A 23,025-nucleotide genomic window follows, 5' to 3' on the forward strand; every position below is an offset into this window, starting at 1 on the left:
AAAATTATAGAAGTTAATTCAGTAAGCACAGTCTCAGTTTTGTATATTTGCATGAGCACAGTTAGGAAATATGAATAAAGAATTTTTATATACAGAAATCGCAAACGGTATCGCTTCTCAGATCAGAAACGGAGTTTTAAAAGCCGGAGATAAACTTCCGTCTGTAAGAATTTTATGCAAAGAACATCAGATCAGCATGAATACGGCAAAACGTGTCTTTCTGGAATTGGAGTCGATGTCTTTAATAGAATCTAAGCCACAGTCGGGGTATTTTGTAAGTCAGTTACTTTCAATTAAACTTCCACTTCCCGAAGTGAGCCGACCTTCCCTGATTGCCAATAATAATGAACCCGATGAATTAATAAGCAAGGTTTATGAAAATATGGGTAAAAATAATCTTACGCTTTTTTCTATTGCCATTCCGTCGGGAGATCTTTTACCTCAAGCTAAACTTAAAAAAGAAATCATCAATGCAACAAGAGAATTAAAATCCGGTGGCGCTGAATATGAAGAACTTCAGGGAAATTTAAAGCTAAGAAGAATGATCGCCCTAAGATCGCTGTCATGGGGAGGAAATTTTAATGAAAATGATGTTGTGACCACAAACGGCGGGATGAATGCTTTATCTTTTTGTCTGATGGCTTTGGGAAAACCGGGAGATACGATTGCCATTGAAAGTCCGTGTTATCCGGGGATTTTACAGTTGGCTGCAGGTTTTGGATTGAAAGTTTTAGAATTGCCCACCCACCCTGCACACGGCATCGAAATTGAAGCTTTAAAAGAGGCAATTCCTAAAATTGATATCTGCTTATTAATTCCCAATTTCAATACGCCATTGGGAAGCTGTATGTCTGATGAAAACAAAAAAGAAGTGGTAAAACTTCTCGCAGAAAATAATATTCCTTTGATTGAAGATGATGTTTACGGAGATCTTTATTTTGGACCAAGTCGTCCGAAATGCTGTAAATCCTTTGATAAGGGAGGAAATGTTTTGTATTGCAGCTCGATTTCAAAAACATTAGCGCCAGGTTACCGCGTTGGATGGATTGTTCCCGGAAAATATAAAGAGAAAATTTTAAAGTTAAAACTACTCCATTCCACATCATCAATATCGATTGTAAATGAGGCTGTTGCTAATTTTTTAAAGACCGGAAGATATGAAAAACATCTTCAACAGATGAGAAAAACACTGCAAAATAATTATCAAAATTATGTTCAGACCATCGCAGAATCTTTTCCGGAAGGTACAAAAACGAGTAGACCACAAGGCGGACTTTCTCTTTGGTTAGAATTTGATAAAAAAATTAAAACAACAGAATTGTATGATCTTGCAATAAAGGAAAATATAAGTATTGCTCCCGGAAGAATGTTTACGCTACAGGATCAGTTTGAAAATTGTATGCGACTTTGTTTTGGTTTGCCTTGGTCGGAAGACATTCAATTAAAATTAAGACAAATTGGAAATTTGGCGAAGAGAATTTAATAGTTAGAAAGGAAAATGGATGGAGAAAGTGGGAAGTTAAATACTCCAAAAACTTCCAGCTTATAGCTTCCCTCTCCCAGATAAATTATTTATTATCCGGAACAAAATTTTTCCTAGCCAATTCTTTTCTTACACGGCTTAAACTTTCAGGAGTAATACCCAAATAGGAAGCGATCATCCATTGTGGAACTCGCAGTAATAAATCAGGATACATTTTGATGAACTTCATGTATCTTTCTTCTGCAGTCTCTCCCAATAAAGAATTGATTCTGTTTTGAAGACTTTTTATATGTTTTTGAAGCAAAATATCACTTCTTTCGATGCTGTTCGGGAATTGTTCAACCAATTTATTGAAGAAATCAGGGTGAAGAAATAATATCTCAGAATCCTCTACAGCTTCAATGTAATAGATAGATTTTTCGTTAAAATAAAGACTGCTTCGGTCTGAAATCAGCCAGTTTTCCGGAGCGAACTGTATAATGTGCTCTTTACCGTTTTTATCGATAGAATACATCTTGATAAGCCCTTTTTCAACAAAATAAATATGTCTGCAGATCTCACCATATTGTAAAAGAAATTGATTTTTAGGTATTTTCTTTACTTCATAGTGTAAACTACACATGTTCACTTTTTCAAGAGGAACATTTAATACTTTAGCTAAATAATTATTAATATTCTTCATTATACGATCTGACTTAAAGAGATGTCCTGATGCGAAGCATTGCTAATTGCTTTTCCGTTTTCTATGACGATAAATTGCGGACTTTCATGTCTTATTCCCAAATCTTCTGCTATTTTATTGGAAATTGGTCTATGAGATAACAAATCTAAGTAATATAACTCTACTTTTTCATCAGTATTTTCTATTTCTTTTTCAAAGTTTTTCAATACAGTTTTGCTGATGAAACAACTTGTTGAATGTTTGAAGATTCCTATCTTTTGATGGTATGAATTTTCAATAGCTTTCTCCAGATCTTCTTCAGATTCTATCTTTTTCCAGAAAGATTTTTGTTGCAGATTTTCTTCTTTTCCGCCAAATATTTTATCAAAAAAACTCATACATTAAATTGTTTAAGGTGATGATTCAGATGTTTATACTCTAAAAAGCCCCAGTCTTTTTCTTTCATTTTACCAAAAAGCCTGTGTTTTTGAGCCAATTTATGGTTTTCAAATGCATACCAATAATCATCTAGTGTTTTCAGAAGACTTTTCTTTGCTTCATCAAAATCATATTCAAAATTAACGATTAGTTTTTGAAAAGTAGGCATGTTTCGGGGAATTCCGTTATTAAAAATTTGCATCTCAAATTTTGTAAGAATACCTACCGCGGAAAACAAAATATTAATTTCAGGAAGAATGATTTTCTGTAAAGCAACCTGAAGAACGAGATCACAATGTTTCAGCATTTGAGCAACAGTCATTTGCCCCCATTTTCTTGGAGAATTTTCATTAAGATTAGAAATTCGATTAATAATTTCCTCAAAATAAATCCGATTATGAAGACTCTTTTTTACCAACCTTTTTCTTTCTTCAAATTTTCAATATGAGCAAAATGATGATTGCAATGCCAGACATACAGAGCAAGATAATTTCTCAGATCGTAATTCTGGTTTTGTTCAGGATGATGAAAAGTTCTTTCAAACTGCTTATTGGTAAGGGTTTTAAGCAAAGCAGCCCACCTTTGATGCGTTCCTTTTATCATTCTCATTGCTGGTTTTATCGGCATATTTACGCTGTCCTGAAGTTCTGCCCATTTCGCTTCATCGTAAGGTCTGATGGTTGGATTATCTTCCGTTAATGCCAATTTAAGACGAATAAAACTATTGATATGGCTGTCTGCGATGTGATTTACAAGTTGTCTCACCGTCCAGCCACCTTCTCTGTAAGGAGTATCTAGTTGGTCGTCAGAAAGATCTTCTATTAATTTTTTAAGCTTTTCGGGGAAGTTTTTGATGACTTTAATATATTCATCAAGTTTAATATCACAGATGTTCTCAGGTTGCTGGTACTCACCTATTGGAAACCTTTTCTGTTCTAAATTACTCATTATATTAGTTTTAATTTTTAATGTTGTCGTTTTGTCCGATCATTAATTTTTTGGACAGTTTTTGAATCTTGCCGTTTGCTAATTTATCAAAAATTCGAGAATTTAAAATGAAAAAAGCGTTAATTAGATTTACAGTTAAAAAAAGCTCCAATTCTATTAAAATTGAAGCTCTTATTATTTAAATTAAAGGATTAATAACCATGTAAATCAATACCTTCTGTTCTTTGTAAAGTCACTTTCTTGCCCATTTTCTTTTGAATTACTCTGAAATGTTGCAATTCATCATCAGTCAGAATATTAATGGCAGTCCCTTTTTCTCCTGCACGACCCGTTCTACCAATTCTGTGAATGTAATCTAAAGGCGAACGTGGCAATTCGTAATTGATAACACAAGGCAAAGATTCGATGTGGATACCACGACCGATTAAGTCTGTAGCAACCAAAATTTGCGCTCCATTTACCTTAAATTCTTCCAAATTATTTCTACGCGCACCTTGCGATTTCTGACTGTGAATCGCGACTGCTTTAATTTTATTCTTCTTTAATTTTTCAACTAAACTATCTGCAGATTTTGTAGATGAAACAAAGATTAATGCTTTTTCAACCTTCTTTTCTTTAATTAAATAACGCAAAAATGGACCTTTGTTTTCCGGAGAAACGTGATATGCCAATTGCTCGATATTATCAATTTCAACTTCTTCTTTTTTGATCTCAATTAATGTCGGATTGATTGATAAACGCTCCTTCATTTCAGAAACCTTATCATCTAACGTCGCAGAAAACAATGTTGTCTGTTTCATAACAGGCATTTGAGCGAAAAGTTTATTCATTTCTTCTCCAAAACCTAACTGAAACATTTTATCTGCTTCATCAATCACCAAATGCTGGATTCCTGAGATACTCAACGCTTTATGATCAATCAAATCTAATAAACGGCCGGGCGTTGCAATAAGAACTTCTACCCCAAACATTCCTTTCATCTGCGGATTGATGGAAACTCCACCATAAACAGCCATTGTACGAATTTCACGCTTCAAATTGTCTGTAAAAGCTCTGAAAACTTCATCAATCTGAATCGCCAATTCACGTGTAGGAACCAATATTAAAACCTGAATATTACGGTCTTTCTTAACCTCTGCATTTTGCAGTTTTTCTAAAATAGGCATCACAAAACAAGCCGTTTTTCCGGAACCTGTCTGCGCAATTCCCATCAGATCTTTTCCCTGCAAAATTACAGGTATCGCCTGCTCCTGAATCGGAAACGGCTTCAAATACCCTAATTTTTTAACGGAATGAATAATATTGTGTGATAATCCTAACGATTCAAATGACATAAAAATACTTATTTACTGCAAAGATAAGCTATTGGTATTTGTTTTATATCCTGAAAGTGAAATAGTGATTGTTTTTATAATTAAACAAAGATCTTGTTTTGTTGGAGAATCGCAAAGGCGCAAAGGTTTTTAATCTTGACACTGCTTTAAGGCGCAAGAAAATCGAAGATTTTCATCTATAACGGGATAAATTTTATCAAAGATAAAATCCTTGCGTCTTATAACAGCATTTTTTCATCAATCTTTGCGCCTTTGCGATTAATAACCTTTTTCATATTTATAAAATTTTGTTTAAAAATTATTAATCTAAATGCCGTTTTGTCCGATAATTAATCTTTGGACAATTTTTTGAATATTAGTTTTTATATATTTATCAAAAATTCGAGAAATCTAAATATGAAAAAAGCGTTAATAATAGTAGATGTACAGAATGATTTTTGTGAAGGCGGTGCATTGGCAGTTCCTGGAGCTAACGAGATTATTCCTTACATCAATCTTCTGATGGAAGAAAATGAATACGATCAAATTGTTCTTACTCAGGATTGGCATCCTGCAAATCATAAAAGCTTCGCAAGCAACAACGGACAAAAAGTTGGAGAAAGCATTATTTTGAATGGTGTTCCGCAGTTTATGTGGCCGGATCATTGTGTTCAAGGGACTTTTGGAGCAGAATTTCATAAAGATCTGAACAGAGATAAAGTAACTCACATCATTCAAAAAGGGAAAAATACTGAAATTGATGCTTACAGCGGTTTTCAGGACAATAACCACTTTATGAAAACCGGTTTGGATGATTTCTTAAAATATCACGAAATTCAGTTATTAGAAATTGTAGGTTTAGCAATGGATTATTGTGTGAAATTTACATGTACTGATGCTGTTGCAAACGGATATGTAACATGTTTGCATTTCAACGGAACACGTGCCGTAAACGTAAAACCGGATAATGCAAGAGATGCTATTTTTGAAATGCTTCAGAAAGGAGTAACTGTTTTAGGATAATTTTTTAAAGCATTTTGTCATTCTAAAGGAATGTAAATAATTAATTTTTATTTAAACTCTTTGTATAGATTCCTCCGGAATGACAAAAACTCTGGAAATAGATAAACAAAAAAGACGTTGAAAATTAATTCAACGTCTTTTTTTATTTTTAAACCTTAAAATTTAGCTTAATTAAAGCATTTTCAAAGTATTCACTTCTAAATCTGTAAGAATTCTCCAGTGTCCTCTTTTGATATTCTTCTTCGTTAATCCTGCAAATGTTACTCTGTCAAGAGCTTCTACTTCATATCCTAATCTTTGGAAGATTCTTCTGATAACACGGTTCCATCCAATGTGGATTTCAATTCCGATCTCATTTTTAGGTTTACCTTCGATGAATGAAATTTGATCAACTGTAGCTATCCCTTCATCTAAACGAATCCCTTCAACGATCAATTTCATGTCTTCATTGGTTAATTTTTTATCCAATGTTACGTGATAGATTTTTTTCGCATCAAAAGATGGGTGCGTCAATTTCTTCGTCATGTGTCCGTCATTTGTTAAAAGAATAACACCCGTTGTAGAACGGTCTAATCTTCCAACTGGGAAAACACGGTACGGAGAAGCATTTGCCACAAGATCCATTACTGTTTTTCTTGCTTTGTCGTCTTTTGTAGTAGAAATATAACCTTTTGGTTTGTTTAATAGTACATAAACAGGCTTTTCTGGAGTAATGTTTTGTCCGTCGAAAACTACTTTATCCGTTTTTTCAACCTGATAACCCATTTCAGTTACTACTTTCCCGTTTACTTCAACTAAGCCTTGAACAATCAGATCATCAGCTTCTCTTCTGCTACAAATCCCTGAGTTTGCGATATATTTATTAAGACGAATGGTATCTTTATGGATATCTTTTTCGATCTTATTTAATCTTCTTTTCTGTACAAAAGATTTTGCTCTGTCTTCATCTCTGTCGCTTCCGGTAGAAGGTCTCTTACCATACTTTAAGCTGCCTCTTTCGTATTTACCTCTTTTGTTGTCTTTGGCATCAGGATCTCTTGGCCCACCTCTTTTAGAAACAGGTTTACCGCCAAACGTTTTTCTTTCTCTACCTTCGTTTTGTGAAGTAATGTAAGGCTCTCTGCCAGGTTTTGAGCTGCGATCTTCATCACCACGGCTTTCAAAATTTGTATCACCTCTCCTAGAATCAGGTTTGTTAAAAGGTCTAGAGTCGGTATCTCTATCACTTCTGCTGAAAGGCTTTTTCTCAAATTTTGAATTGCCATTTTCATCTCTATCTTTTTGGCCAAAACTCTTGTCACTACTTTTAGAAAAAGGTTTTGATTCTGAAGAATTTCCAGATTTAGGAGCGCGAGAACTTCCGGAATTTCTTGTTGAAACTCTTGGTCTTTTAGGTTTTCCTGAATTATTATTGTCTCTGCTCATGCTAAAATATTTTTGCAAAGATAGTAATTTAGTTACGAGTTAAAAATTAAGAATCATAACTTTGCAATATAGTTTCACTATTAACGTTATAGAAATTCTGAAAATGATAACAATATTAAACGATAATTTTTCTCAATTAAACGACTTTTTACACGAAAAATCATTCAGCAAAATCTTTATTTTAGTTGATGAAAATACACATGAATACTGTCTTCCCGTTCTTTTGGGCAATTTGGAAACCGAACTTTCATTTGAAATTCTGGAGATTGAAGCTGGCGAAGAAATGAAGAATATCCAAACGGCAAACCAGCTCTGGGAAATTTTGACAGAAATGAAAGCCGACAGAAAAGCGCTTGTCATCAACCTTGGAGGTGGTGTTATTACGGATATGGGAGGTTTTGTGGCTTCTACTTATAAAAGAGGCGTTCAGTTTATTAATATTCCGACTACCCTTTTATCGATGTGTGACGCTTCTATTGGCGGGAAAACGGGGATTGATCTGATGCATTATAAAAATATGGTAGGAACTTTCTCTTTTCCTGAACAGATTTTTGTGTATCCTAAATTCTTAGAAACTCTTCCTTTTAAAGAATTAAGAAGTGGTTTTGCCGAAATGCTAAAACACGGATTGATCGCAGACAAAAAACATTGGGACAATCTTATTCAGATTCATAAATTAGATATAGAAGGAATTATTCCGCATATTCAAACGTCAATGGATATTAAACAGGATGTTGTAGAAAAAGATTTTCATGAAAAAAATGTCAGAAAAACCCTGAACTTTGCTCACACAATCGGTCATGCTATTGAAAGCTTGTGTTTGGAACAGGGAAATCCTATTTTACACGGTGAAGCTGTTGCGATGGGAATGATTTCAGAAGCACATCTCTCCTATCTTGAAGGTCTAATTTCAGAAGATGATTCAAAAATTATTATTGAAAACGTTCAAAGATATTATCCTTATTTAGATATAAGTGATTTTAAAGATGAAGACATTTTCTCTTTATTATTGAATGATAAGAAGAATGTTGACAGTAAGATCAATTTCTCTTTACTTTCAGGAATAGGTACTTGTACTTACGATTATCAATGTAGTCAGAAAAACATCGTTGATTCTTTAACTTTTTATAGAAATTTAGAAAATATTTAATTCTGTTTATTAGATTTTTAAGAAAAACTATTAAGTTTTAGACAAATATGTTAATTTAGATTTTATCTAAACAAATGTTTATTTAATTTATTAATATGTTGTTTTTCAATTAAATATATTTTTTAATAGCCTGTTTTTATAGTTTAATTTTACTGACTTTTGTCATGTTTTTCAGTTTTGGCAAGCAATTTGAAAGATACTCTGCGTCAACGTAAAAATTGACAGTAGTAAAATTTAAAATTAAGAATAGTAAAATATTAAAAAATTAAAGTTATGAAAAAGTTAATTTTAGGATTAGCAGTAACTGCAAGTTCACTAGCATTCGCACAAACAACTACAGCTACGGCTTCATCTTCAAACCCAGTTACATTTGGTGTTAAAGGAGGAATGAACGTTTCTTCTGCAACTAAAGGATCTGGTCTTGATGACAACAAATCAAAAATCGGTTTTAACGCAGGTGTATTTGCTAATATTCCAATTGCAAGTTCTTTCAGCATTCAGCCAGAGGTTATTTATAGCCAGTATGGTAACAAAACTGAATATACTGTACTTGGTAACAAATACTCTACTTCTAGCCATTTAGATTATGTTGCAGTACCAGTAATGTTTCAGTACAACGCTTTACCAAACCTTTATTTAGAGGCTGGACCAGAATTTGGTTTGATGGTAAGTGCTAAAAACAAAATCAAAAACGAAACAAACGGAAATTCAACTACAAGTGATAACTATAAGGATGATTTAAATACATTCAATGTAGGTATTGGTATTGGAGCTGGATATTATTTCACACCAAACTTCGGAGTTACAGCTAGATATGTTGCTGGTTTAACGGATATCGTTAAAGATAACCCTGGAGATGCAATTAGAAATAATGTATTCCAAGTAGGATTGGCTTATAAATTCAAATAAGCATTCTTAACATTCAGATAACAAATTTTAATTCAATATAAAGTCAGATCGTAAGGTCTGACTTTTTTTGATTTATAGCTGATTAATAATAACTTGAATCTGTTGTGAATTTTGAATCTTGGTATTTCGAGAATAAGTGAAACGCCTTTGTTTATCTTGGCTTCAAGAAATCAAAATCGATTCTTTGTCTTTCTTTGTGTTTAATAATCGCAAGGCTAAACAAAGTTTTTTTGAAGTAAAATAACTTTTAATAAAGATAAACAAAGGCATTTCATTTAAAAAAGTGAAACAAAAAATATGTATTTAATTTTCAGTTAATTACTACTGCTTTCGAAATGCGTAACAGGTTAAAATAAATGTCAATATTAAATGTAATCGTTAAAATATCATCTTATTTTTATTGATTTTAAAGTCAATTAATATTTTTTGGCAAGAAATTTGCATAATGGGGATTATAAAACGAACAAATCAATAATAAAAAATTAACTAAACAAAAAACTATGAAAAAATTATTCTTAGGATTAGCAGTTGCTGCAAGTTCAATCGCATTTGCTCAAGAAAAAGCACCTTCTTCTTCTCCACTTAAACTTGGAGTTAAAGCAGGTCTTAACGTTGCTACTATTTCTGGTGGTGATTCTAAAGCTAAAGCAGGATTTTATGGAGGTTTATTTTTGAATGCTCCAATTGCATCAAATTTCAGCCTTCAACCGGAAGTTTTATATAATGGTGTTGGTGCGAAAGCAGAAGATCTTCAAGGTTTTAAATTAAATTTAAGCTACATTTCAGTTCCTGTAATGTTCCAATATAATGCAACTCCGGAATTTTATCTTGAAGCTGGACCTCAATTCAGTTTCTTAATAGATTCTAAATTAAAATATCAGTCTGTATCAGTAAAAGCAAACGATTCAATCAAAGGTTTTGATTTTGGTATTGGTATTGGAGCTGGTTATTACTTCACTCCAAACATCGGTGTTAATGCAAGATATGTTGCTGGTGTTACAGATATAGGTAAAGAAGTTGCTGGTGCGCAGCCTGAAGGAAAAAACAATGTTTTCCAAGTAGGTCTTGCATACAAGTTCTAACAGATATTGATTTTAATAAAGAAAAGGTCAGGCTATTTTTAGTCTGGCTTTTTTGTTTTTATGTGAATGTTATATTTTATGCAAGATTTTTATTTTAGCATGAAATAAATAACAAATTAAATTTTCCTTTATAAAATTAATCAATCTCATTTAATAGTTATTGAATTTTAATTAATCCTATGATATTAGTTAAAAACTATATTTGTAATTATTTGAATATCAGATAATTATTATTATTTTGGCACGTCATTTGAAAACAAACAGATAATCAAACTTAAAATAATTGTTTGACGAATAACAATAATAATCGAAATTGTAAAAACAAAATTTATGAAAAAATTAATTTTAGGAATAGCAATTACTGCAAGTTCTTTAGCACTTGCTCAGAAGGCAGCTTCAAAATCTCCCGTTACATTTGGTGTAAAAGCAGGAATGAATGTTTCATCAATTTCTAAAACAGAAGGAATTGATCAAAAAGCTAAAGTAGGATTTAATGCCGGGGCATTTGCTAATATTCCGCTTTCGAGCCAGTTTAGTATTCAGCCGGAATTGCTATATAGCGGACTAGGTTCAAAATCTGTAAATGCGTATGAATATTCCCTTGCAGGTGTTACAACTAAAAGAAAAGATACATATACGACATCGCTGAATTATATAACAGTACCTGTAATGTTCCAATATAATGCACTTCCTAACCTTTATTTGGAGGCTGGTCCTGAGTTCGGATTTATGTTAAGCGGGAAAAATAAAGGAGATGTTACAACTACAGTTACGTCAGGCGGTAATACAAGTACAGCAACCAAAAGTTATTCTGATAAAATTAATAAGGACAACGTAAATTCATTCAATTTGGGTCTTGGTATTGGTGCAGGATATTATTTTACTCCTAATATTGGGGTGAGCGCAAGATATGTTGCCGGTTTAACTGATATCAATAAGAAAAGCGGTAGCGGAGATGCTATTAAAAACAATGTTTTCCAAGTAGGAGTAACATATAAGTTTAAATAATATTAAGAGACCATAAAAAGTAGTAGATTAGATTTCAAGTGATGAGTCAGATTATAGTTTTAATCTGGCTCTCTTTTTTTTATTGTTTAATATTGATATTTTTTCTGGAATCGTATGATTTATTAAGTTTAACACCTATTAAATAAAAGGGGGTTTTACATTTCTATTTCAGAAATTTATTCCGTGTATTGATAAAACTGAATAAATATTCGACCGATTAACTAATAAATTTAATTGGTTTCTTCTTATCAACTTGCTTTCTTAAATAAATAAAAAGAAATTTTCAACATTATTTGAAATAAATTTTTATATCATAAACTTAATTAATTTGGTGTAAAAATTAATATAAAATTCATATTTGATTACGAAATTTCAATTTAATTTGTTAAAATCTAGTTTATTTTCAATTTTAAGAATCCTTTCTACAGGGTGTTTATGACAGGTTAAACGTGTAAATTTTCAGTTTTGGCAAGCAATTTGCAAATTACTCCACGTCTGGTTGAAAAATCAGACTGAGAAAGTAAAGTAAAATTAAAAAATAAACAATTATGAAAAAGTTATTTCTAGGACTAGCAGTAGTCGCTGGTTCACTAGCATTTGCTCAAGAAACAAAAACTACTCCTACAGTAACTACTGTAAACAATGATAAAGGGCCAATAAGAGTTGGTATTAAAGCAGGTGGAAACGCAGCTTCTTTTAATCATCAGGATGTGAGTCTGGATAATCAAAAATTAGGATTCCATGCAGGTGTACTTGTTAATATTCCATTATCTAAAAAGTTTGCAATTCAACCAGAGGTTTTATATAATCAGTTAGGAGCAAAAAGTGTACTTTCTTCTACTGACGTTACTACAGGGGCAACTACTGTAAAAACAAAAGATGATTATTCTACAACGCTGAATTATGTTTCAGTTCCGTTGATGCTTCAAATGAGACCTACAGAAAACTTTTATATAGAAGCAGGTCCTGAATTCAGTTATTTTATTAACGGAAAAAATAAAGGCTCAAGAACAATTGAATCTACAACTGGAGGTGTTACAACAACTCAGGCTTCATCAACATCTGAAGACATCAATAAAGATGATATCAAGAAATTTAATGTTGGTTTAGGTCTTGGTTTAGGGTACGATTTCACTCATAACTTAGGGATCAACGCGAGATACGTAAACAGTTTAACGAATATTGATGCAAACCCTGTAAAAGGAGATGATGCAACAACAAACAGAGTTTTCCAATTAGGATTAAACTACAAATTCTAGAACAAATTTTAATATATCAATAGAAAAAGGTCAGACTAAATTATTAGTCTGACCTTTTCATTTATCAATTTATTTAAACTTAATTAAATAGTTCTATTTCTTCTCCTTTCGCAACAGGATATTCTTCTGTAAAACATCCGAAACAATGGTTGGAAGATCCTAAAATCTCTTTTAGGCTATCCGTACTTAAAAATTCTAAAGAGTCAACTCCAAGATAAACTCTAAGTTCTTCAGTCGTCATATTGGCAGAGATCAAATCATCTTTTGACGGTGTGTCGATTCCTAAATAACAAGGTGCAATAATTGGTGGAGAAACACTTCTGAAGTGAATTTCCTTTACTCCTGCATCTTTTAGAATTTTAACCAATCTTTTAGATGTAGTTCCACGAACGATAGAATCATCGATGATCACTACTCTTTTGTCTTTGATCTCAGAAATAATCGGGTTTAATTTAAGGTTCACTACCCTTTCTCTCATTTCCTGAGTCGGTACGATGAAACTTCTTCCGATGTATCTGTTTTTAATTAAAACAGGACGGAAAGGTATTCCCGAAGCCTTAGAAAACCCAATCGCCGCCGGAACTCCCGAATCAGGAACTCCAATTACGATATCAGCTTCTACAGGAGCCTGTTCCCAGATCTTTTCACCAGATTTCTCTCTGATTTCGTAAACGTTGATGTTCTCTAAAGTAGAGTCAGGTCTTGCAAAATAAATATATTCAAAAGAACAGATTCTTTGCTTTCCTCTCTCTTCATTCACCATATAAGAGTTTAATTTTCCAGGTTCGTTTTCATTGGTATAAATGATCTCTCCCGGTAAAATATCACGAACATATTGAGCGCCAACAGCATCTAAAGCTACAGATTCTGAAGCAACAACATATGTTTTTTCGTCCACTGCACCTAAAACCAAAGGTCTGATTCCGTTGAAATCTCTGAATGCAAAGAATTTATTTCTCGTCATACCAACAACCGAATACGCACCTTCTATTTTTTCCATGGTTGCTTTGATAGCGCCACGAAGTCCTAGATCAAGATTTTTTTGAATTAATCTTAAAATAACCTCAGAATCCGAAGTTGCTCTGAAAACAACGCCTTCAGCTTCCAATTCTGTTTTTAATTCTCTCGCATTGGTTAAGTTACCGTTGTGAGCGATAGAAAGTATAATCTGATCATATTCGTTTTTGGCGAAAAATGGCTGAAAATTATATTTCTTTTTGTCTCCTGCCGTCGTGTAACGTGTGTGTCCGATTGCAGAATTTCCCATAAAAGCTTCAGGATCCTGGATCTCTTTATAAACATCCAAAACTAAACCTTCATCCTTCATATTGGTGATTTTTCCGTCCTTAAGAACAGAAATACCACAAGCTTCCTGACCTCTGTGCTGTAAAGCAAAAAGTCCGAATTGTGAAAGAGAAAACGTATCAAGATCATTGTCAGAATACATTCCGAAGATACCGCACTCCTCGTTCGGAGCGTCAAGTCTTTCTTCTTCCTGCGTTCTGAAAAGATTTCTTCCGTAGGTTTGAGTTTCAAACTGTTTTAAATATTCACTTTTATGAATGTCTAAACTTTTCATTTCTATTTTTTCTAAATTTTGATGATGGAAGCTGGGAGCTTGAAGTCTGAAGTTTACAACTAAACTTTTAATTTTTGCCGATAAACTTCCAGCATCCAACTTCTGGCTTCTAGCCTAAATTACTTACCTAGTAAAGTTTTCAGTCTGTTGTAGATCTCAACGTAAGCTTCAGTTACTTCTCCAAGATCTCTTCTGAATCTGTCTTTATCTAATTTCTTCATTGTATCCTTGTCCCAAAGTCTACAAGTATCAGGAGAAATTTCGTCTGCCAAGATGATCTCTCCGTCAGAAGTTTTACCTAATTCAATTTTGAAGTCAACAAGGATAATATTCATTTTATCGAATAAATCGATCAGAATTTCGTTGATGTCAGAAGTTAATTCATACATCTCATCAAGCTCTTCATAAGTAGCCGCACCTAAGAAAACTGCGTGGTGATCGTTGATAAGCGGATCTCCCAATTCGTCTTTTTTGTAGCAGATATCGAAGATTGTAACCGGAGATTTAATTCCTTCTTCAACTCCTAATCTTTGAGCCATACTTCCTGCAGAATAGTTTCTTACAACCATTTCCAAAGGAATGATAGATACTTTTTTTACCAACTGCTCTCTTTCGTCCAATTGCTTAATGAAATGAGTTTTGATCCCTTTTTCATTTAAATATTCAAAAATCAAAGTTGTGATGGCATTGTTCATTTCACCTTTCAAATCAACAGATCCTCTTTTTTGAGCATTGAATGCAGTCGCATCGTCTTTGAAACGTACAACTACCTGATCTGGATTATCGGTTGCAAATACTTGTTTTGCCTTACCCTCGTACAACATTTCTTTCTTTTCCATTTTTCTAAATGTCTTATTAGTTAGATTTATATTTATTTTACTTAATTAAAATTCCTGTTAAAACTGCCATTCCAAAGCTCAGTAATGTACCTATCAATACATATTCTGTTAACTTTCTTTGTTTGGCCTGTGCAAGATCGCTGAACCTGAAAACAGATTTCGCAGCCACCATAAAACCTACACCTTCCCAGTGATTCACCATAATAAAAGTGAAAACCAGTAAACGTTCTAAAATCCCGATATATTTTCCGGCACTTGATAAAGATTCGGTTTGTATATTATTTATTGTCTCCGGAACAGGTGTCCATGAAGACAATAATATTTTAATAAAAATAGAAGCAGGTGTCGTTAAAAACAAAGCTGCCATTAATATTTTTAAAGTGTTTTGATTTTTTAAAAATTCAAAATTAAATTCATTAAAATAAAAAGATACTCCTGCAATTACTAAAATATGAAGGACTTGATCAATAAAGAACCAATTCTTTTTATTCTTAATAGTTTGAAAAGTCAATTTGGCAGCATCAATAATAAAATGTGAAACTCCCACCAAAACCGCTACCCACCAAAGTTGTAGATCCCAAAGAAAAATAAAACTTAAAACGGTATGAATCAGAACATGAAGATACAAATATTTGCTCTTCAGTTTTTTGCTCTCTTTATCAGCTACCCATGAATTTGGCTGGAGAATAAAGTCTCCAAGTAAATGTGCCAATATGAGTTTAGTAAAGATCATAGTTTATAATTCTGAGATTTTCTTTCTAAAATATTGATTGGTTTCTACGATAAGCTCGTAGTTTGCACGTTTCAGTCGCTGACTTATCGACGATTGTGAAATCGCGAATTTCTTAGCCAGATCTTCCTGAGTAATGTCTTGATTCATGATCATTTCGTGAATGATTTCTGAAGTCGCCATTGTCCAGTTATCAAAGTCTTTGGAAGACCATTTCAACAGAATATTAAGGTCTCTGTCTACATTCTCGTTAGATGTTTTGATGGCAACAGTGTGCCCGTCATTCTTAATGTCATTCAGTAATCTGCCGGAATTTACATAGGCTGTTCCGTTGGATTCTGTGATTTTTTCAGACGAAAAATTTTCCTCACCAATACCAATGGCAATTCTTACATCTAAATTTTCCTGACTTTTTATAAGAGATTTTATGGCTAGAAAATGCCAAAACACATCATCAATGTTACATTTGAACTGAAACTCGTCTCCTCTGTAAATTTCCCACGTAAGTGGTGAGCTCCCCCAATGTTCCAGAAGATTCTTTAGCTTGGTAATCCAAACTTCTGTGTCTGCGTGTTGCGAATTTATAATATCACCCGTAAGGACCGCTATCATTTTGCAAATATAAGCATAATTACTTATAAACAAAAGATATAAGCAGAAACACTTATAGATAATGATTATTAGTGAATCTGCTTATATCAATGATGTTGTAAAACAGTGTGTTTAAAGACTTATTTTGTTAAACCTTCAAGGTTTCAAAAGCCTTGAAGGTTTAGTTTATCATAATTATTTTTTAATAAATTGATAAATTTTTCCGTCCAAATTCAAAAAATAAGAACCTGTCGAAAGGTTTTGTACAGAAATATTCTTCTTATTTTTAAAAGGAGTTTTTTCAGTATAAATCAATTTTCCAGATAAATCTAAGATTTGTGCTGTTTTGATTTTTTCTGTTTCATTTCCGCTCACAAAAATATTTTCCTGAGTCGGATTTGGATAAATTCTGAATTTTTTATTTTCAGTCAATAATTCAGAGGTAAACAATGTTCCTAAGTTATCACAGTAATTACTTGCGTAAGAATCCCATTCGCTAAGATTAAACGAATTTGTCGGCTGTGTAATATTGGTTTTTCTGTATAAGGAAATATTTCCCAAAGAATTACTCTGTCCGCTTGTTCCAATGGCGTCTACAGTTGTTGTTTTGTAACGTAATTCCAGATATTGAGTCCCAGAAAAAGTCATTTGCGGAGCTGCAGTGACAAATTTCGCCTGATTAATTACATAACATGAGAAATTAGCATCTGGATGAAGAATTACAAAGGTTTCATTGTTTTGAACCGTTCCTTCCAACTCATAAGGCGCAGGATAGTAGAAATTACTGCCACTCGGAAGTTGTATTGATAATCTATAGTCGCTTAAATTTACTGTGTGACCTGTTTTATTTGTTATTTCTAATCCTTTATTATTAGATGTACCCTCTAAATATTTTGTAATTAATAAATCTTTAGAATAAATATCTGAAGCTAAAGTCATAACAGGAACAATATTACTGTCCGAAGAAAGCAAATATCCGTTATCATAAGCTTTAACTGTAAAACTATATGCTGTAGAAGCCGTCAAATGATCAATACTTATCGAAGTATTTTTTGTTGAAGCTACCAATGTTCCGTTTTGATAGATTTTATAGCCGATAACATCTGTACTTGTACTTGGCGACCAGCTTAAAGTTGTAAAATAAGCACTTGTCTGAGTTGCAGTAAGATTTAATGGTGTTTGTGGAACAACCGCATCCGGAGTTTGCGACCAGATTGCGCTTACCCAAGCCGGATTATCGATAAAAGGATTTCTATTTTTCTGTAAAGTATAAACGGAATTATTTCGATCAATTTCCTTTTGAGAAACAGGATCTTGAGCATTCCATTGAAGAAGCATTGCGATATATGCGTTATCAAAAGCTTTTTCTTCTGTTCCATCCAACGGATTGGTGTCAGAAGCAGGATTTGCATTATTATTAAAGTTAAAAGTCCCTAGTTTCCCTTCATATCTCACCGCAAAATACAGTAAACTTCTTGCTACATCACCTTTAAATTCATTAATAGGCTCATAAACTCGTCCTGTATAAACTGAATTAGGAATAGCACTGTTTCCGATTCTCGAAGTATTAGTGAAGGTGTAAAAAGTAGTTGTACCAGCAATTCCATAAGGGTAATTACTTCTTAACTGATTGATTCTTGCATCCGTAGGAACTACATAAAATAAATCTGAATACATCGGATAATTGCTATAGAATGTACTTTGAGGCATCATATGTTCTCTGTTCCATCCTTGCCCTTCCGCACTGGCGCTTCCGATAATATTTGCAGTCGTATATTCGTAAGCATCCGGCCCTGTAGGAATTTCAGAATACATATCTAATAATATAGTTGTATTGCTGGCATCATGATCATAATATTTATCGAGATCGGTCTGATTATAGTAATTGGTAAGGTCACCATAATTCCAAATGATGTTTTTTGCCGATATAATATCGTGAAGTTTCGACTTTAAGGCATAGCCTGTAAGCCCCGCTGTTCCATCATAATACCCTGCAGGAGCCTGAGCAGAAATATAAGATGAAAATAAAATTATAGGAAGTAAAAGTTTTTTCATGCTTTGAAATTGGGTGGCTAAAATAGTAAATTAAACGACTCAAAGTTCAGAATTTTTTATTAAAAAATCATTAATTAACAAAATATAAAAAATTGATAATTAAAACTTTGTGAATGAAATACCGTGACGGTAATAATTTTTTTTCGTATACCAACAATTTAAGTATCTTTGGGCACTAACTATTTTATCTATATGAATACAGAAACAATTGACAACATTAAAATGATAGCTGAGACGGCAAGAGAATTTGCTGAAAAAAACATCAGACCGAATATAATGGAATGGGATGAAAGTCAAACTTTTCCAAAAGATTTATTTCACCAATTAGGAGAAATGGGTTTTATGGGAATTGTTATTCCTGAGCAGTATGGCGGTTCTGGTCTTGGTTATCATGAGTATGTTACGATTCTTGACGAGATTTCTCAGGTTGACCCATCAATTGGTCTTTCTGTAGCGGCACATAACTCTCTTTGTACAAATCATATTTATGAATTTGGAAATGAAGAGCAAAGACACAAGTGGCTTCCTCAATTAGCTTCTGGTAAAGTAATCGGAGCTTGGGGATTAACTGAGCATAATACAGGTTCAGATTCTGGAGGTATGTCTACAACGGCTGTAAAAGACGGTGACGAATGGATTATCAGCGGTGCTAAAAACTTTATTACTCACGCTATTTCTGGTGATATTGCTGTTGTAATGACAAGAACCGGAGAGATTGGAGCAAAAAATAACTCTACAGCTTTCGTTTTAGAAAAAGGAATGACTGGTTTTTCTTCTGGTAAAAAAGAAAATAAACTAGGAATGCGTGCTTCTGAAACTGCAGAATTAATTTTCGACAACGTTAGAGTTCCGGATTCTCACCGTTTAGGAGAAGTTGGTGAAGGTTTCAAACAAGCAATGAAAATTCTTGATGGAGGTAGAATTTCTATTGCTGCATTAAGTTTAGGTACTGCAAGAGGAGCTTACAAAGCTGCTTTAAAGTATGCTAAAGAAAGACATCAGTTCGGAAAATCTATTTCTGAGTTTCAGGCGATCAACTTCATGTTGGCAGATATGGCGACAGAAATCGATGCATCTGAATTATTGATTCAAAGAGCTTCAACATTGAAAAATGCTAAGCAAAAAATGACAAGAGAAGGAGCTATGGCAAAATTATATGCTTCTGAGGCTTGTGTAAGAATTGCAAATAATGCAGTTCAGATCTTCGGAGGTTACGGTTATACAAAGGACTTCCCTGCTGAGAAATATTACAGAGATTCTAAATTATGTACGATTGGAGAGGGTACTTCCGAGATTCAGAGATTGGTAATCGGTAGAGATATCACAAAATAATTTTATTTAATTAAAATTATTAAAAGGCCACTCGCCGACAATAAAATATAAAATTAGAATTATATTATCATAATTGAATAGCACACGTATCTTGCGTGTGCTATTTTCTTTTTTTGAGATAATGCATTTTGAACTACATTCAATGTATCGCATAATAATTTGAACGCATTATCATAAATTTTCTTAAATAATTTTGTTTTTCATTATAAATTTTTCATTAGCTTTGATATCCCACAATCAAAATAATATTTATATGAAAAAACAGTTATCAATGATCGGAATGCTTCTTATCACAGGCATTTCTTTCGCACAGACAGATCGTCTTTGGTCTGAAGGCTCAAGAAAAACACCTTCTGAGGTCTTCGAAAACAAAAATTTCGTTACTAATCCTAAGGTTTACAGCCTCGATATTAACGGGTTGAAAAATGTATTAGCCAAAGCTCCTAAAAGACTGGCTGTTGGCGAAAAATCCATGATCATTATTTCTTTCCCGAATTCAGAAGGGAAAATGGAGAATTTTAAAGTAAAAGAAAACTCAAACTTTGATCCTCAATTAGCTGCAAAGTATCCTGATATCAAATCTTACGTTGGTGAAGGTCTTGATGATCCAAATTCTACAGTTTATTTCAGTATTTCTCAACTAGGATTATCTTCAATGGAAATTTATGGAGATAAATCTGCAGTTTTCATTGAGCCTTACACAAAAGATCTTTCTACTTATGTCGTTTATAAAAAATCAGATAAGAAAGATGATCTTAATAAATTTGAATGTACCGTAATTGATGTTGCTCAAAAAGGAGTTATCAGTGCAAACAATCTTGCAGCAAGACCCAACGCTGATGATGCTAAATTAAGAACTTTCAGATTAGCTCTTTCAAGCACAGGAGAATACACAACTTATTTTGGAGGAACAAAAGCCAACGCATTAGCAGCAATGAACAACACAATGACTCGTGTAAACGGAGTTTTTGAAAAAGATTTTGCAGCAAGAATGGTTCTTATCGCCAATAATGATGCGGTAATTTATACCAACGCTTCTACAGACCCTTATTCTGCAGCTTCAGGAATGAGCAGCTGGAATTCTCAGCTTCAATCAACCTTAACATCAGTAATTGGTGAAGCAAACTACGACATCGGTCACTTATTCGGAGCTTCCGGAGGTGGCGGAAATGCGGGTTGTATTGGCTGCGTCTGTACAAACGGTTCAAAAGGGAGCGGATATACTTCTCCAGCAGACGCAATCCCATCAGGAGACAACTTCGACATTGATTATGTAGCTCACGAAATGGGGCATCAATTTGGAGGAAATCATACATTCTCTCATACCAATGAAGGAACCGGCGTGAATATGGAACCGGGCTCCGGATCAACAATTATGGGATATGCGGGAATTACGGCTCAGGATATTCAGCCACATTCAGATGCGTTTTTCCATGCGGTGAGTATTCAGCAGATTACCAATAATATTAAAGCTAAAACCTGTCCTGTAAGTACTTCAACAGGAAATTCAATTCCAGCAGCTAACGCAGGTTTAGATTATACAATTCCAAAAGGAACACCGTTTATGCTGACAGGAACAGGAACTGATGCCAACGGAGATTCATTAACTTATGTTTGGGAGCAAATGGACAATGCTTCATCTTCTCAAACAGGAGCAAGCTCAGCAGCAAGTGCTACAAAAGCAACAGGTCCAACTTTCAGATCTTGGACTCCACAGACAACTCCTGTGAGATATTTCCCAAGAATGGCTTCAGTTTTAACGGGAGCAACTACAACAGCAGGTTCAGAAATCACTGTTGAAGCTTTGTCTAATGTTGCCAGAACATTGAATTTCAGATTTACCGTTCGCGATAACAGAGCCGGAGGTTCAGGGAATAATTCTGATGATGCGATCGTTACAGTTAATGGAACGGCTGGACCATTCAGCGTAAGTTCTCAAAATTCAGCAACAACTTACACGGGAGGAACTTCTCAAACCGTAACCTGGAACGTTGCAGGAACTACCGCCAACGGAGTAAACGCTGCAAACGTAGATATTCTTTGGTCTACCAACTCAGGAACAACATGGACTACTCTATTGGCAGGAACTCCAAACGACGGAACTCAGGCTGTGGTTATTCCAAATGCTTCTACAACAACGGGAAGAATTATGGTAAAAGGATCTAATCATATTTTCTTTGACGTAAATAATGCTAATATTACAGTAAATGCAGGTTCAGGAAGTGGTGATGTAATTGCACCTACTGCTCCTACTTTAGCTGCTTCAGGAACTGCTTCTACAACTACAAATCTTTCTTGGTCTGGCGCAACAGATGCGGTAGGTGTTACAGGTTATGATGTATATCAAGGAGCTTCATTGATAGGTTCTACGGCTTCAACTACTTACACAGCAACAAGTTTAACGCCATCAACAACTTACAGCTTTACAGTTAAAGCAAAAGATGCAGCAGGAAACGTTTCAGTTGCGAGTAATTCTGTTAGCGTTACAACTCTTGCGGGAAGTGCAGTGAGCTACTGTTCAGCAACTTCAACAAATACAGCTGATGAGAGAATCGGAAACGTAAAATTCGGAACAATCAACAATACTTCTACAGGAACTGCAGGATATGAAAACTTTACTGCTGTTTCTACGAATGTAACAAGGGGAAGTGCTTATACTGTTTCAGTGACTCCGGTTTGGACATCAACGGTTTATAGCGAGGCTTACGCGGTTTACATCGATTATAACGGTGATGGTGACTTCACAGATAGCGGAGAATTAGCTTGGTCTAAAACAGGTTCTACAACAACTCCTGTAACAGGAAGCATCACGATTCCGGCAACAGCAACCGTAGGAACTACCAGAATGAGAGTAATGATGCAATATAACTCTGTTCCAACATCATCTTGTGGTTCATACACTTACGGGCAGGTTGAAGATTATACGCTAAATATTGTTTCTTCAGGGAAAGGCGATCTATTGGGTACTAAAGATTTAATGACAGACATTAAATTATATCCAAATCCTGTAAGAGATATTTTAAATGTTTCAAATACAGCTTCAGAAGATTACAAAATCTTCGATATGGGTGGAAAACTAATTAACTCAGGGAAACTTCAAAGAGGATCTGTAAATGTGAGCAGTCTTGTCAAAGGTGCTTATATGATCCAAATCGGTGAAATCTCAAAAAGATTCATCAAAAACTAAATTACCTTTATCA

Annotated in this window: 20 protein-coding genes; 9 read left to right on the top strand and 11 right to left on the bottom strand. The window is 33.9% G+C overall.

Features of this window, described 5'->3' with window-relative positions; translation table 11 throughout:
* Window positions 1-70: 70 nt before the first annotated feature.
* Entirely contained in the window at window positions 71-1,483 is a 1,413-nt protein-coding gene (locus A0O34_RS20050; RefSeq protein ID WP_066758672.1) for an aminotransferase-like domain-containing protein, read from the top strand.
* An 85-nt stretch (window positions 1,484-1,568) separates the two neighbouring features.
* Here the strand turns inward: A0O34_RS20050 and A0O34_RS20055 are convergent, their stop codons facing one another.
* The 5 genes from A0O34_RS20055 to A0O34_RS20075 all read right to left on the bottom strand — a co-directional run bounded on the left by A0O34_RS20055 (window position 1,569) and on the right by A0O34_RS20075 (window position 4,864).
* The gene (locus A0O34_RS20055; protein ID WP_066758673.1) at window positions 1,569-2,165 is read right to left on the bottom strand and encodes a Crp/Fnr family transcriptional regulator; all 597 of its coding nucleotides are present in this window, start codon (window positions 2,163-2,165) and stop codon (window positions 1,569-1,571) included.
* The gene (gene ytxJ / locus A0O34_RS20060; RefSeq protein ID WP_066758674.1) at window positions 2,165-2,542 is read right to left on the bottom strand and encodes a bacillithiol system redox-active protein YtxJ; all 378 of its coding nucleotides are present in this window, start codon (window positions 2,540-2,542) and stop codon (window positions 2,165-2,167) included. The genes A0O34_RS20055 and ytxJ overlap by 1 nt, the downstream gene beginning before the upstream one ends.
* Window positions 2,539-3,000, bottom strand: a complete 462-nt coding sequence (locus tag A0O34_RS20065) for a DUF1569 domain-containing protein (RefSeq protein WP_228394325.1) — start codon at window positions 2,998-3,000, stop codon at window positions 2,539-2,541. The genes ytxJ and A0O34_RS20065 overlap by 4 nt, the downstream gene beginning before the upstream one ends.
* Window positions 2,994-3,530 carry a YfiT family bacillithiol transferase gene (locus A0O34_RS20070; RefSeq protein ID WP_066758676.1) on the bottom strand — a complete coding sequence of 179 codons (537 nt, stop codon included), beginning with the start codon at window positions 3,528-3,530 and terminating at the stop codon, window positions 2,994-2,996. The genes A0O34_RS20065 and A0O34_RS20070 overlap by 7 nt, the downstream gene beginning before the upstream one ends.
* A 191-nt stretch (window positions 3,531-3,721) precedes the next feature.
* Window positions 3,722-4,864 carry a DEAD/DEAH box helicase gene (locus A0O34_RS20075; protein WP_054508950.1) on the bottom strand — a complete coding sequence of 381 codons (1,143 nt, stop codon included), beginning with the start codon at window positions 4,862-4,864 and terminating at the stop codon, window positions 3,722-3,724.
* A 396-nt stretch (window positions 4,865-5,260) separates the two neighbouring features.
* Here A0O34_RS20075 and pncA point away from each other — a divergent pair, with 396 nt between their 5' ends.
* Complete coding sequence (gene pncA, locus A0O34_RS20080; RefSeq protein ID WP_066758678.1) at window positions 5,261-5,866, top strand: bifunctional nicotinamidase/pyrazinamidase; 606 nt, start codon at window positions 5,261-5,263, stop codon at window positions 5,864-5,866.
* 171 nt (window positions 5,867-6,037) lie between these two features.
* Here pncA and A0O34_RS20085 read toward each other — a convergent pair whose 3' ends face one another.
* Window positions 6,038-6,976 carry a pseudouridine synthase gene (locus A0O34_RS20085; protein WP_066759877.1) on the bottom strand — a complete coding sequence of 313 codons (939 nt, stop codon included), beginning with the start codon at window positions 6,974-6,976 and terminating at the stop codon, window positions 6,038-6,040.
* A gap of 418 nt (window positions 6,977-7,394) precedes the next feature.
* Between A0O34_RS20085 and aroB the strand changes: the two genes are divergently transcribed.
* From aroB to A0O34_RS20110, 5 genes are all read left to right on the top strand, one after another.
* The gene (gene aroB, locus A0O34_RS20090; protein ID WP_066758680.1) at window positions 7,395-8,441 is read left to right on the top strand and encodes a 3-dehydroquinate synthase; all 1,047 of its coding nucleotides are present in this window, start codon (window positions 7,395-7,397) and stop codon (window positions 8,439-8,441) included.
* A gap of 273 nt (window positions 8,442-8,714) precedes the next feature.
* Complete coding sequence (locus A0O34_RS20095) at window positions 8,715-9,350, top strand: porin family protein (RefSeq protein ID WP_066758682.1); 636 nt, start codon at window positions 8,715-8,717, stop codon at window positions 9,348-9,350.
* Between the two features lie 500 nt (window positions 9,351-9,850).
* Window positions 9,851-10,432: a porin family protein gene (locus A0O34_RS20100; RefSeq protein ID WP_066758686.1), complete on the top strand. Its 582-nt coding sequence runs from the start codon at window positions 9,851-9,853 to the stop codon at window positions 10,430-10,432.
* A gap of 330 nt (window positions 10,433-10,762) precedes the next feature.
* Complete coding sequence (locus tag A0O34_RS20105; protein WP_066758688.1) at window positions 10,763-11,440, top strand: porin family protein; 678 nt, start codon at window positions 10,763-10,765, stop codon at window positions 11,438-11,440.
* A gap of 548 nt (window positions 11,441-11,988) precedes the next feature.
* A complete protein-coding gene (locus A0O34_RS20110; RefSeq protein WP_066758690.1) occupies window positions 11,989-12,699 on the top strand; it encodes a porin family protein in 711 nt (236 codons plus the stop codon).
* Window positions 12,700-12,778: 79 nt separating this feature from the next.
* On the opposite strand, the gene purF is transcribed toward A0O34_RS20110, so the two are convergent.
* The 5 genes from purF to A0O34_RS20135 all read right to left on the bottom strand — a co-directional run bounded on the left by purF (window position 12,779) and on the right by A0O34_RS20135 (window position 18,493).
* On the bottom strand, window positions 12,779-14,278 hold the full coding sequence (gene purF, locus A0O34_RS20115; protein ID WP_066759883.1) for an amidophosphoribosyltransferase: 1,500 nt from the start codon (window positions 14,276-14,278) through the stop codon (window positions 12,779-12,781).
* Between the two features lie 119 nt (window positions 14,279-14,397).
* Window positions 14,398-15,117: a phosphoribosylaminoimidazolesuccinocarboxamide synthase gene (gene purC, locus A0O34_RS20120; RefSeq protein ID WP_066758692.1), complete on the bottom strand. Its 720-nt coding sequence runs from the start codon at window positions 15,115-15,117 to the stop codon at window positions 14,398-14,400.
* A gap of 37 nt (window positions 15,118-15,154) precedes the next feature.
* Complete coding sequence (locus A0O34_RS20125; protein WP_066758693.1) at window positions 15,155-15,850, bottom strand: DUF3307 domain-containing protein; 696 nt, start codon at window positions 15,848-15,850, stop codon at window positions 15,155-15,157.
* 3 nt (window positions 15,851-15,853) lie between these two features.
* Complete coding sequence (locus A0O34_RS20130) at window positions 15,854-16,459, bottom strand: SatD family protein (protein ID WP_066758694.1); 606 nt, start codon at window positions 16,457-16,459, stop codon at window positions 15,854-15,856.
* 174 nt (window positions 16,460-16,633) lie between these two features.
* Complete coding sequence (locus A0O34_RS20135; RefSeq protein ID WP_066758695.1) at window positions 16,634-18,493, bottom strand: endonuclease; 1,860 nt, start codon at window positions 18,491-18,493, stop codon at window positions 16,634-16,636.
* 192 nt (window positions 18,494-18,685) lie between these two features.
* Between A0O34_RS20135 and A0O34_RS20140 the strand changes: the two genes are divergently transcribed.
* Together A0O34_RS20140 and A0O34_RS20145 are read left to right on the top strand one after the other, a co-directional pair.
* A complete protein-coding gene (locus A0O34_RS20140) occupies window positions 18,686-19,825 on the top strand; it encodes an acyl-CoA dehydrogenase family protein (protein ID WP_066758696.1) in 1,140 nt (379 codons plus the stop codon).
* 253 nt (window positions 19,826-20,078) lie between these two features.
* Entirely contained in the window at window positions 20,079-23,012 is a 2,934-nt protein-coding gene (locus tag A0O34_RS20145; protein ID WP_066758697.1) for a reprolysin-like metallopeptidase, read from the top strand.
* Window positions 23,013-23,025: the final 13 nt, after the last annotated feature.

This window comes from Chryseobacterium glaciei (genome assembly GCF_001648155.1).
In the GTDB taxonomy this organism is placed as follows: domain Bacteria; phylum Bacteroidota; class Bacteroidia; order Flavobacteriales; family Weeksellaceae; genus Chryseobacterium; species Chryseobacterium glaciei.

What these genes read in the sequence shown, in the direction of transcription:
- A0O34_RS20095 (WP_066758682.1), top strand. Translation starts at nt 8,715, where the DNA reads ATGAAAAAGTTAATTTTAGGATTAGCAGTAACTGCAAGTTCACTAGCA.
- pncA (WP_066758678.1), top strand. Translation starts at nt 5,261, where the DNA reads ATGAAAAAAGCGTTAATAATAGTAGATGTACAGAATGATTTTTGTGAA.
- A0O34_RS20140 (WP_066758696.1), top strand. Translation starts at nt 18,686, where the DNA reads ATGAATACAGAAACAATTGACAACATTAAAATGATAGCTGAGACGGCA.
- A0O34_RS20055 (WP_066758673.1), bottom strand. Translation starts at nt 2,165, where the DNA reads ATGAAGAATATTAATAATTATTTAGCTAAAGTATTAAATGTTCCTCTT.
- A0O34_RS20110 (WP_066758690.1), top strand. Translation starts at nt 11,989, where the DNA reads ATGAAAAAGTTATTTCTAGGACTAGCAGTAGTCGCTGGTTCACTAGCA.
- A0O34_RS20135 (WP_066758695.1), bottom strand. Translation starts at nt 18,493, where the DNA reads ATGAAAAAACTTTTACTTCCTATAATTTTATTTTCATCTTATATTTCT.
- A0O34_RS20070 (WP_066758676.1), bottom strand. Translation starts at nt 3,530, where the DNA reads ATGAGTAATTTAGAACAGAAAAGGTTTCCAATAGGTGAGTACCAGCAA.
- purF (WP_066759883.1), bottom strand. Translation starts at nt 14,278, where the DNA reads ATGAAAAGTTTAGACATTCATAAAAGTGAATATTTAAAACAGTTTGAA.
- A0O34_RS20075 (WP_054508950.1), bottom strand. Translation starts at nt 4,864, where the DNA reads ATGTCATTTGAATCGTTAGGATTATCACACAATATTATTCATTCCGTT.
- A0O34_RS20100 (WP_066758686.1), top strand. Translation starts at nt 9,851, where the DNA reads ATGAAAAAATTATTCTTAGGATTAGCAGTTGCTGCAAGTTCAATCGCA.
- A0O34_RS20145 (WP_066758697.1), top strand. Translation starts at nt 20,079, where the DNA reads ATGAAAAAACAGTTATCAATGATCGGAATGCTTCTTATCACAGGCATT.
- aroB (WP_066758680.1), top strand. Translation starts at nt 7,395, where the DNA reads ATGATAACAATATTAAACGATAATTTTTCTCAATTAAACGACTTTTTA.
- A0O34_RS20105 (WP_066758688.1), top strand. Translation starts at nt 10,763, where the DNA reads ATGAAAAAATTAATTTTAGGAATAGCAATTACTGCAAGTTCTTTAGCA.
- ytxJ (WP_066758674.1), bottom strand. Translation starts at nt 2,542, where the DNA reads ATGAGTTTTTTTGATAAAATATTTGGCGGAAAAGAAGAAAATCTGCAA.
- A0O34_RS20125 (WP_066758693.1), bottom strand. Translation starts at nt 15,850, where the DNA reads ATGATCTTTACTAAACTCATATTGGCACATTTACTTGGAGACTTTATT.
- A0O34_RS20050 (WP_066758672.1), top strand. Translation starts at nt 71, where the DNA reads ATGAATAAAGAATTTTTATATACAGAAATCGCAAACGGTATCGCTTCT.
- purC (WP_066758692.1), bottom strand. Translation starts at nt 15,117, where the DNA reads ATGGAAAAGAAAGAAATGTTGTACGAGGGTAAGGCAAAACAAGTATTT.
- A0O34_RS20130 (WP_066758694.1), bottom strand. Translation starts at nt 16,459, where the DNA reads ATGATAGCGGTCCTTACGGGTGATATTATAAATTCGCAACACGCAGAC.